Origin of the sequence: Pseudomonas typographi, from assembly GCF_014694385.1 — a bacterium.
GTDB lineage: Bacteria > Pseudomonadota > Gammaproteobacteria > Pseudomonadales > Pseudomonadaceae > Aquipseudomonas > Aquipseudomonas typographi.
This window is the reverse complement of record NZ_JAAOCA010000072.1, coordinates 1-7466: the sequence shown is the minus strand read 5'-3', so window position 1 is coordinate 7466 and position 7466 is coordinate 1. Positions and strand designations below refer to the sequence as shown.

Below are 7466 nucleotides of genomic sequence, written 5' to 3'. Positions count from 1 at the left end.
CCAGGGCGGCCCCGTGAACAGCCTGGGGCGATTCTTTGCTGGCCCAACCGATCATCCCCTCGGCGTTCCCCATGAAATCGCTGAAGGCATGGTCGAGAGCCTGGCAGAGGATGGCTATGCACAGCAGGTCGAGGAGGCCTTCTTGTGAGCCCGCACGTATTGATCGGCAGATACCTCGATGACCTGGAGCGCCTGGATCGGCCGCCCTTTTATGAGGCGATGGTCGAGCAGTGCATAACCCGCATGGAAGGCTCGCGCGCCATCAGCGCGGAAGAATTCAACTACTACTGCGAGCGTTTCCGGCGGCTGGCCGGGCGGGATGTAAGGAGGGTGGAATGAGCAGAAGCGGATACTCAGACGATTGCGGTGGCTGGGACCTGATCTGCTGGAGAGGCGCAGTTACGTCGGCAATTAATGGCAAGCGTGGGCAATCATTCCTGCTTGAGCTGCGCGACTCTTTGGATGCCATGCCTAGCAAGCGCCTTGTCTCGGATGCTCTGGAGGCTGACGGCGAGTTTTGTGCCATAGGTGTCATTGGAGCGAAGCGCGGCGTAGACATGAGCAGCCTCGACGCAAATGACCGAGAGGCCGTAGCCGTGGCGTTCGGTATCGCTCCTGCCATGGCTGCGGAAATCGTATTCATGAACGATGAGGGGCACTGGTATCCAGAGACGCCCGAGCAGCGCTGGATACGAATGCGCGACTGGGTAGCCAAGAACATCAGGAGCAATGCCCAATGACCACACCCATTCACAAATCGATCATTGATGAGCAGATAGAAGAGATCGAGTTCGCCGGCAAGACAAAGGCATCCGCCGTGCGGCTGGCCAAACGCTGCGGGTTCACCGGCCAACCCGCACGGTACAGCTGGGTTGCCCCGGGTATCTGGTTGCTGCGTTATACGGCGCCAGAGGCCGGTGAGCGCGGCTCCCGATAAGCAGCTCTGCCCTCGCCCTTCTCGCTTTCACCATCTGGATGTTGGCCAGCGCTTACGCCGGCAGCATTACTCAGTAACCACCCCTTCACACACGCGCCCAGCATGGAGCGCTGAGGTATTTCTATGTCAGCCCAAACCGAACTCGCCGTTATGCCGCCGAAGGAAAAAGCCCTGCAGGTGTTCCAGACGCCCAAAGGCCTGGACCCATACCTGCAGGTGGTCCGCGACAAGATCGACGCCTTTGTGCCGGACGTGACCACCCGCAAAGGCCGCGAGGCCATCGCCTCCATCGCCTACCAGGTGGCGCGCTCCAAGACTGCTCTGGACAACCGCGGCAAAGAGCTGGTGGCAGAGCTCAAGGAAATCCCGAAGCTGATCGACGCCGAGCGCAAGCGGGTCCGTGACACTTTGGATGCGTGGCAGGAAGAGGTTCGCCGACCGCTTACCGAGTGGCAAGCAGCCGAGGATGCCCGGATCGACAAGCACAACGACCGCTTGGACTGGCTGCGCAACCGCAACGACCTGCTGGCGGAACTCACCGCCGAGCAGATCAAGGCTCGGATTGCCGAGGCCGAGGGTGTAGAGATCGGCCCGCACTGGGAAGAATTCGAAGCGGAAGCCGCACGCGAGAAGGACAAGGTGCTGGCCACCCTTCGCGCTGGCTTGGCCAAGCGTGAGCAGTTCGAAGCCGAACAGGCCGAGCTGGCCCGCCTGCGCGCCGAACAGGAAGCCCGCGAGCAACGGGAGCGCGAAGAGCGCATTGCCCGTGAGGCTGCCGAACGCGCCCGGCTCGAAGCCGAGCAGAAGGCCCAGGCCGAACGGGAAGCCACGATTCGCCGGGAACAGGTAGCCAAGGCCGCCGCCGAGCGCCGGGAATTGGAGTTGAAGCTGCAGGCCGAGCAGGCAGAACGTGCTGCCGCCCAGGCTGAAGCCAACCGGATCGCCGCCGAACAGCGCGCCGCCCAGGAGCGCGAAGCATCGGCACGGCGGGCCGAGCAAGCAGCCGAACAGGCCAGGCTGGCCGAGATTGCTCGAGCGAAGGCTGCCGCTGATGCGCTGGAGCGTGAACAGAAAGCACGCGAGGCAGACAAGGCGCACAAGGCCAAGGTCAACCGTGCAGCGCTGGAAGCCTTCATTGCCGGCGGCATGCCCGAGGATTGCGCCAAGCAAGCGGTCACCCTGATCGCCCAGCGAAAGATTCCCAACATCGAAATCAAATACTGAGGTTCCCATGGGCGAAATCATCATGCCGCCGGAGCAGCGCCGCACTGCCCTGGCGCCACTACCGCAAGACAACAGCATCATGGCCGTAATCAGCCGCGCGGCCGCCGATCCTTCGTGCGATATCGACAAGCTTGAGCGCCTGATGGCGATGCACGAACGCATGCAGGCGCGGGATGCGGAGGCTGAGTTCAATGCCGCCATGGCCGCAATGCAGAGCGACATTCCCAGCATCGCGGAGCGCGGTGCAATCGTCGTGAACGGCCAAAAGCGCAGCGACTACGCGACGTTCGAAGACATCAACGACGTGATAAAGCCGATTATGCAGCGGCACGGATTTGCCATCACCTTCAAGGTCGAGAACGTGCCAAGCGGGCTGAGCGTGACCGGGATCCTCATGCACCGGACCGGCCACCGAGAAAGCACCACCATGCTGCTGCCCCTAGACACCAGCGGTAGCAAAAATGCGGTTCAGGCCGTGGGTTCGTCCACCAGCTACGGCAAGCGGTACGTCATGAGTGCCCTGCTCAACCTGACAACCCGGGGCGAGGACGATGACGGTCATGCCGCTGTACCGGCCACGACTGTGACCGAGATCCAGGCGCGCCAGCTTCAGGCGCTGCTCAATCGCTGCAGCGACAAAGCCAAGGCAGCTTTCGAGAATGCGCACGGCACGCCGGCGGATGTCGAGAAGGCATCTTTCAACCAAGTGCTCGGCATGCTGAGCAAGTCGGCGAAGCTGCATGAGTTGGCTTCGAAAGGGGGCGTAGATGCAAATAATCAGTGACGTTCAGCAAGGCACACCAGAATGGCTCGCTCTGCGCCTTGGCATTGCCACCTGCTCCGAACTCGATTCCCTGCTGGTGAACGGAAAGGGCGAAGCGGGCTTCGGCGCCGGCGCCTTCACCTACATGAACCAGCTGATCGGCGAGCGCATCACAGGCGAAGCAGCTGACCCTTTCCAAGGCAATCGCCACACCGAGCGCGGTCATGAGTGGGAAGGCGTGGCCCGCCGGCTCTACTGCGAACAGGTTGAGGTCAGCACCACCGAGGTGGGGATCATCCTGAACCACGGAATCGGGTATTCCCCGGATGCGCTGATAGGCGCGGATGGCCTCACCGAAATAAAAACCAAGCTACCGAAGTTGCAGGTCGAGGTGATCTTGTCGGGGGAGATCCCAAAGGAACATGTCGCTCAGTGCCAGGGCGGCCTATGGGTATCCGAGCGCGAGTGGATCGACTTCATCTGCTACTGGCCTGGCATGCCGATGTTCATCAAGCGCGCTTACCGAGACGAGGCTCTGATTCGAAAGTTGGCTGATCGCGTGAAGACCTTCTACGAGATCTTGGACGAACGCATGAACCGCGTCATGGAGCTGGCAGCATGATTAGCCTCGAGCTACTGACCATCCAGCACAAAGACACCGAACGCGCCTGGCTGTCGGCGAACGTTGACCAATTCCTATCCGCCGGCGGTGAGGTGGATGTGGTCAGCGGCTTCACCGGCAGGGTCGCACCCTACAATCACTTCACCGACACTAAGGCCCAGGCGCAGGAACGGTTCAACAACGCGGTGAAGGCGCACGGCGAACAGGCCGAGGTCGCCGCGAAGATCCGCCAGCTTGCCAAGACCAAAACCTGCCGGGAAATTTGCCTTGAACTGGGCATGACCCGGGGCGCGGTCAGGCACCTGGCTCACCAGTACCGGATCAGCTTTCAGGTACGCGCCACGATGCCAAAGCCCGAACGCGAGCCTACGCCCTCGAAACGCCGGGATGCCCAGGATGCAAAGCTCCTGCGCACTTATGCCGAACTGGGCACGTCGCTGAATCATGCCGCCGAGCATTCCGGCATCGGTCGCAAGCGCGCCACCCGGCTGGCCGAGCAGCACAACATCTCGTTCCCGCCCTATGGCTACACCGGATGAAACGCAAACCCGCGCAGCGCCGCCTGCGCCAGATACAGGCCCAATTGCCGCCTAGCGGTTTGGAGGGGGTGGTTTATGGCGATGAGCCCAGCAGAACGAAAACGTGCCCAGCGCGAGCGGGAGAAGCTGACAGAGCAAGAGAGGAAGGCTCGCTTGCTGTCACGCCGCATTGTCACGGAGCTTTATCACAATGATGACGCCGCGCTGAGGCGAGTCATGGCCCGGACCGGAATCGAGGAAGAGCAGGATTTGATTTCCCGCCTCATTCGCGGCGCCGACCGGATGCCCGACGCAGAGCTTGCAGAGCGTATTCGCATAGCGTGACACCTTGCCGTGACTACGGCGTATCCCTCACCCATCGCCACCCCGCCTAGGCAGCTACGGAAACTCAGACTCCGCTTCGGGCCCGGCTCGCTCTCCCGAAAGCTTGTCCATCCCATCCCGTAGCGTCCTATGCAGGTCATCCATTGTCAGGGTGTAGCCGCAATGGACGCACTGTCGGCCAATAAAGTCTTCGAGAGCGCCGCCTCCTGCGCACGGCGCACCTGGCTTATGAAGCGGGTGCAGGCCGCATTGCGGGCAACCGATATCCAGTACGGTTTTGATCGTATCGCTCATTACCCGCTCCCTTTGGCGAGTTGCCCGTACATCCTAAGACGCCTAACTATTGATTAATCGCCACACCGCTCGACAGGCGGGCGGCTGTTCAGATGCGCCCACTGCGCAATGTCCCCACCCAAACAACGCCAGCCCGGCAGGCCCAGGGCTGTTGGAGCGTTTATGCCCAAACCCATCCAAGCGGAAGTCCGCAAGCGCCTAGACGGCACCGTATGCGGCGTTATTCGCTGGCCGGCCTACACCTTGGTTCTCACCGCCGAAGAAGCCCGCAACCTTTCCGACCACCTCCGCACCCTGGCCATCGACATCGAGCGCGGCCAGATCGGTGTTCGTACTTACCCGGAGCAGAGTGCATGAATGACGAACTGTTGGCAGTGCCGCGAGCCACCTTGCGCGCTTTATTCGATGCCGTGATTGCAGGCGACGAAGAGGGGTTGGCCGGCCATGCGCCGGAAATGGTGAAGGTGCGCGATATGCTCGATGCCCCGCAACCGCCTGTTGGCGGGGAGCCGTCCGCACGGGTGATTCATGCAATCTTAAACTGCGGGATTACCCATCTTGAGGATGGGCGAAAGGTTGTTTCCCTAGATGCGGTCGAGCGTGCGCTGGAGACAAACACGTCCGCCTACACCACCCTGGCCGCAGAGCGTGACGCCCTGCAATCCGAACTGACCAAGGCGCAGGAGTTGCTTGCGGAGGTTGCCCAAGGGAAAGGATTGTCATCTGATTTTGATGTCAGGGCTAAATCGGTCCTCGCCCACCAACCCGCGCCAGCCGCGAATGCCGTATTCAACGATCCTCTTTACAACGCCGAATCCGATGCTCGGAACGCTTCGGCGATGCTCGAAGAGGTGCTGGAGCTGTTCGATGACGGCGTTGGCAGAAGCCCTGAAGAGTTCAAGCTGATGCGAAGAATTGGGGGCTGGCTAGGCCGCAGCGCGCCAGCCGCGAAGGGTGAAGGCGATGAAGCGTGAGCGGCGCAAAGAAGTAAAAGATCGGGTTCGTTACTTCGCATCTGGGCTGGTTGAAAACGAAGAGCTAATTCAAGTATCGGAGCAGTTCGACGACTTCACCGATGAAGAGAAGCAACTAGCTCAAGACGAAATGGTGCGAATTTCAAAACGAATCTGGCCTGATGAGGTGGAACCATGACCGACAAAACAGAACTTCTCCCGTGCCCGTTTTGCGGGAGCAATAACCTGCGACATGAGATCAGATCCCACTCTTTTGTTGAGTGTCTGGACTGTGGCTGTGACGGCCCTTTGCGCCCGCATATGTCTGCCTCAAAAGATGCATGGAACGCCCGCGCCGCCCCCGCCGAGGATGCTTGCCCTCCCCTGATCAAGACCCTGCGCGACAATGGTGAGCTGGTCGCGTTGAAAGCCACCGTAGCCCAACAAGCCAAAATGATTGAAGCATTACAGGCCGAGGATGTCCGCGCAGTGGGAGAAGAGCCGGTGGCACATACCTTGGCCGAAAAGGTCCGTGAGGCATTAGACCGAAAAGCTTGCCCGAATGTTTGGATGGTCATTGCCTATGAGGCGGTGGTTAGTAACTACGCCTCACGCCCGGTTGTGTTGCCGGAGCGCCTGCGCGAAGTCTGGCTGTTCCTCGACGGGCAAGCTGAGCTGAATGGCTGCGTATTCGGCGAGAAGCCGGAAGGTCGCCACAATTTCTGGTGGCGCAAAGAGCTTCGCGCCGCTCTGGAAGAGTTGTACCCGCCGCAATAACCCCGCCACCCCTTCACCCCCACGCTATCCCTATTGCCTGCTGCGTATGCGGCGAGGCGGAGCTATGCCATGGAAATTGAAACCATCACCACGGAGGCGCAGCTGTGCGCGTTCTTCATGCTGGAGTTCAACAGCCTGCCGGGATGGACCTGCCACCCAGAGGCCGCAGGCTTTGACGTTCTGGTGGTACATGAAGACGGTCGACAGATCGGCGTCGAGGCCAAGCTCGCGTTGAACGCGAAGGTCGCCGACCAGATCCTGCCATCACTCGGTGATGAATTTTACGGGAGGCCCGGCCCGGATCATCGCCTTGTAATCGTCAGCAAGATCACTGATGCAAGCGCAGGCATCAAGAAAATGCTCGAGCACCTCGGCGTCCGAGTTCTGGTCGCCAGCAAATATTCCAGATTGAAGGGCTGTTCCCACGGCTTCAGCATCGAATCTGAGCTGTTTTGGCCTGAGAAAGATCTGCCGCGCTGGGGCTACTACAACCGCATGTTTGACTGGTGGCCAGAAACGCGGTGCGCCGTGCCGTCAGTGGTCACCACTTTACCTGCCGGCGTGCCATCGCCAGTCCGGCTCACACCCTGGAAAGAATCAGCGCTTCGGGTCATTGCTCAGATGCGGCAGCAGGGTTTCATCACCGCCAAGCAAATCGCCTCCTACGGGATCGGCGTCACGGCCTGGACGCAGTCGCCCGGCATCAAGCCTGCCTGGCTCCGTCGAGGAACCTCACGCGGGCAGTGGCTAGAGACCGAGCACATGCCCGCCTTTGATAAACAGCATCCGGACGTGTACGCGTTGGCGGTCGCGGAGGTTGCGGCAAAAGCAATGGAGCCACTGGAGTTGACACCATGACCAAAGTCATCAGCGGCCCCTACCGCCTATTCGGTTTCTGGTTCGTGAACGTGCGCCGCAAGGGTTCCTTGTCCCACGAAATGTTCAGCACAGAGCAGCAGGCGCGCGAGGCTATTCGGCGCTGGGCTAAGGAGGCGGCATGACCTATCTCGTCTACTTCCCGCCCCAGTACGGC

At 60.7% G+C, this 7466-nt stretch carries 14 protein-coding genes; all 14 read left to right on the top strand.

Annotated features, from left to right (window positions below; genetic code table 11):
• Window positions 1-144 precede the first annotated feature (144 nt).
• Window positions 145-339, top strand: a complete 195-nt coding sequence (locus HAQ05_RS27390; RefSeq protein ID WP_190427412.1) for a hypothetical protein — start codon at window positions 145-147, stop codon at window positions 337-339.
• Window positions 336-740 (top strand): hypothetical protein, encoded by a 405-nt coding sequence (locus tag HAQ05_RS27385; RefSeq protein WP_190427410.1) that lies wholly within the window; start codon window positions 336-338, stop codon window positions 738-740. Before HAQ05_RS27390 ends, HAQ05_RS27385 begins: the two co-directional genes overlap by 4 nt.
• The gene (locus HAQ05_RS27380; RefSeq protein WP_190427407.1) at window positions 737-937 is read left to right on the top strand and encodes a hypothetical protein; all 201 of its coding nucleotides are present in this window, start codon (window positions 737-739) and stop codon (window positions 935-937) included. The genes HAQ05_RS27385 and HAQ05_RS27380 overlap by 4 nt, the downstream gene beginning before the upstream one ends.
• Before the next feature lie 123 nt (window positions 938-1060).
• Window positions 1061-2161 carry a coiled-coil domain-containing protein gene (locus HAQ05_RS27375; protein WP_190427405.1) on the top strand — a complete coding sequence of 367 codons (1101 nt, stop codon included), beginning with the start codon at window positions 1061-1063 and terminating at the stop codon, window positions 2159-2161.
• Window positions 2162-2168: 7 nt separating this feature from the next.
• Window positions 2169-2945 (top strand): ERF family protein, encoded by a 777-nt coding sequence (locus HAQ05_RS27370; protein ID WP_190427402.1) that lies wholly within the window; start codon window positions 2169-2171, stop codon window positions 2943-2945.
• Window positions 2929-3546, top strand: coding sequence for a lambda exonuclease family protein (locus HAQ05_RS27365; RefSeq protein WP_190427399.1), 618 nt, complete (start codon window positions 2929-2931; stop codon window positions 3544-3546). The genes HAQ05_RS27370 and HAQ05_RS27365 overlap by 17 nt, the downstream gene beginning before the upstream one ends.
• On the top strand, window positions 3543-4085 hold the full coding sequence (locus tag HAQ05_RS27360; RefSeq protein ID WP_190427396.1) for a hypothetical protein: 543 nt from the start codon (window positions 3543-3545) through the stop codon (window positions 4083-4085). Before HAQ05_RS27365 ends, HAQ05_RS27360 begins: the two co-directional genes overlap by 4 nt.
• Window positions 4086-4160: 75 nt before the next feature.
• On the top strand, window positions 4161-4409 hold the full coding sequence (locus HAQ05_RS27355) for a hypothetical protein (RefSeq protein WP_190427393.1): 249 nt from the start codon (window positions 4161-4163) through the stop codon (window positions 4407-4409).
• A 456-nt stretch (window positions 4410-4865) separates the two neighbouring features.
• Window positions 4866-5060, top strand: coding sequence for a hypothetical protein (locus tag HAQ05_RS27350; protein ID WP_190427390.1), 195 nt, complete (start codon window positions 4866-4868; stop codon window positions 5058-5060).
• Window positions 5057-5677 carry a hypothetical protein gene (locus HAQ05_RS27345; protein ID WP_190427386.1) on the top strand — a complete coding sequence of 207 codons (621 nt, stop codon included), beginning with the start codon at window positions 5057-5059 and terminating at the stop codon, window positions 5675-5677. Before HAQ05_RS27350 ends, HAQ05_RS27345 begins: the two co-directional genes overlap by 4 nt.
• Complete coding sequence (locus HAQ05_RS27340) at window positions 5667-5855, top strand: hypothetical protein (RefSeq protein WP_190427383.1); 189 nt, start codon at window positions 5667-5669, stop codon at window positions 5853-5855. The genes HAQ05_RS27345 and HAQ05_RS27340 overlap by 11 nt, the downstream gene beginning before the upstream one ends.
• Window positions 5852-6433 carry a Lar family restriction alleviation protein gene (locus tag HAQ05_RS27335; protein WP_190427380.1) on the top strand — a complete coding sequence of 194 codons (582 nt, stop codon included), beginning with the start codon at window positions 5852-5854 and terminating at the stop codon, window positions 6431-6433. Before HAQ05_RS27340 ends, HAQ05_RS27335 begins: the two co-directional genes overlap by 4 nt.
• Window positions 6434-6502: 69 nt before the next feature.
• Window positions 6503-7291 carry a hypothetical protein gene (locus HAQ05_RS27330; RefSeq protein WP_190427377.1) on the top strand — a complete coding sequence of 263 codons (789 nt, stop codon included), beginning with the start codon at window positions 6503-6505 and terminating at the stop codon, window positions 7289-7291.
• The gene (locus HAQ05_RS27325) at window positions 7288-7434 is read left to right on the top strand and encodes a hypothetical protein (protein WP_190427374.1); all 147 of its coding nucleotides are present in this window, start codon (window positions 7288-7290) and stop codon (window positions 7432-7434) included. The genes HAQ05_RS27330 and HAQ05_RS27325 overlap by 4 nt, the downstream gene beginning before the upstream one ends.
• The last annotated feature ends 32 nt before the right edge of the window (window positions 7435-7466 follow it).

Bases quoted from the DNA above. Each gene is read 5' to 3' on its own strand.
- HAQ05_RS27330 (WP_190427377.1), top strand. From the start codon at position 6,503: ATGGAAATTGAAACCATCACCACGGAGGCGCAGCTGTGCGCGTTCTTC.
- HAQ05_RS27385 (WP_190427410.1), top strand. From the start codon at position 336: ATGAGCAGAAGCGGATACTCAGACGATTGCGGTGGCTGGGACCTGATC.
- HAQ05_RS27365 (WP_190427399.1), top strand. From the start codon at position 2,929: ATGCAAATAATCAGTGACGTTCAGCAAGGCACACCAGAATGGCTCGCT.
- HAQ05_RS27375 (WP_190427405.1), top strand. From the start codon at position 1,061: ATGTCAGCCCAAACCGAACTCGCCGTTATGCCGCCGAAGGAAAAAGCC.
- HAQ05_RS27360 (WP_190427396.1), top strand. From the start codon at position 3,543: ATGATTAGCCTCGAGCTACTGACCATCCAGCACAAAGACACCGAACGC.
- HAQ05_RS27370 (WP_190427402.1), top strand. From the start codon at position 2,169: ATGGGCGAAATCATCATGCCGCCGGAGCAGCGCCGCACTGCCCTGGCG.
- HAQ05_RS27345 (WP_190427386.1), top strand. From the start codon at position 5,057: ATGAATGACGAACTGTTGGCAGTGCCGCGAGCCACCTTGCGCGCTTTA.
- HAQ05_RS27340 (WP_190427383.1), top strand. From the start codon at position 5,667: ATGAAGCGTGAGCGGCGCAAAGAAGTAAAAGATCGGGTTCGTTACTTC.
- HAQ05_RS27350 (WP_190427390.1), top strand. From the start codon at position 4,866: ATGCCCAAACCCATCCAAGCGGAAGTCCGCAAGCGCCTAGACGGCACC.
- HAQ05_RS27355 (WP_190427393.1), top strand. From the start codon at position 4,161: ATGGCGATGAGCCCAGCAGAACGAAAACGTGCCCAGCGCGAGCGGGAG.
- HAQ05_RS27380 (WP_190427407.1), top strand. From the start codon at position 737: ATGACCACACCCATTCACAAATCGATCATTGATGAGCAGATAGAAGAG.
- HAQ05_RS27325 (WP_190427374.1), top strand. From the start codon at position 7,288: ATGACCAAAGTCATCAGCGGCCCCTACCGCCTATTCGGTTTCTGGTTC.
- HAQ05_RS27335 (WP_190427380.1), top strand. From the start codon at position 5,852: ATGACCGACAAAACAGAACTTCTCCCGTGCCCGTTTTGCGGGAGCAAT.